We start from the raw sequence: 1,022 nt of genomic DNA, 5'->3' as shown, positions 1-1,022 counted from the left end.
GCAGTTTCATAGCGGCGGAAGCAGAAAGAATCCAGCCGCACTGGCGTGGATTTAAATCGATTAAGTTGAGCCAGCCCGGCGAAGCCGTTTTCGCGGTTTCGCCGAACTGGCCCAGAATCTTACTTGGCGTGCAGGCGGGCTTCCGCCGCCTTGGCCGCGGCCTCGGCGGTAATGCCGAAATGCGGATAGAGTTGCTCGATCGTGCCCGACGCGCCGAAGCGGGTCATGCCGACGAAGATGCCGTCTGAGCCGATCAGATGATCCCATCCCTGGCGGATGCCGGCTTCGATCGCCATCTTGATCGGCGCATTGCCGATCGTCTTCTTGCGGTAGTCGTCGCTCTGCTGGTCGAACAGTTCGAAGCAGGGAACCGAGACGACGCGGGTCGGATGGCCGTGCTTTTCCAACAGCTCGCGCGCGCCAAGTGCGATCTCGACCTCGGAGCCGGTGGCGAAGATCGTTATCGCCGCCTCGCCGCTGGCGGCGGCCAGCTCATAGGCTCCCTGGCTGCTGAGGTTCTTGGCCGTGAATTCGGTGCGCACCGTCGGCAGGTTCTGGCGGGTCAGCGCCAAGGTCGACGGCGTCTTTTCCGACTCCAGGGCGATCTGCCAGCATTCCGCGGTTTCGACCGCGTCGGCCGGGCGGAAGACATTGTGGTTGGGGATCGCGCGCAATGCCGCCAGATGCTCGACCGGCTGGTGGGTCGGGCCGTCTTCGCCCAGACCGATGGAATCATGGGTCATGACGAAGATCGAGCGGATGCCCATCAGCGAAGCCAGACGCATTGACGGGCGGGCATAATCGGAGAAGCACAGGAAGGTGCCGCCATAGGCGATGAGGCCGCCATGCAGCGTCAAGCCATTGATGGCGGCCGCCATGCCATGTTCGCGAATGCCGTAGTGGACATAACGCTGGCCGTAATCGTCGGGCGTAATGTTCTTGGTCTGGCTGGTCTTGGTGTTGTTGGAGCCGGTCAGGTCGGCGGAGCCGCTTATGGTTTCCGGCACGGCGCCGTTGATGAC

The 1,022-nt window shown here is 62.8% G+C and carries 1 protein-coding gene; it reads right to left on the bottom strand.

What is annotated here, in order from left to right; genetic code table 11:
• Window positions 1-119: 119 nt before the first annotated feature.
• On the bottom strand, window positions 120-1,022 hold a 903-nt coding region (locus ENZ74_RS32855; protein ID WP_281059764.1), incomplete at its 5' end, for a transketolase C-terminal domain-containing protein.

The organism is Mesorhizobium sp. M7A.F.Ca.CA.002.15.2.1, from assembly GCF_003998715.1.
GTDB lineage: Bacteria > Pseudomonadota > Alphaproteobacteria > Rhizobiales > Rhizobiaceae > Mesorhizobium > Mesorhizobium ciceri.
This window is presented reverse-complemented; position numbering and strand designations above follow the sequence as displayed.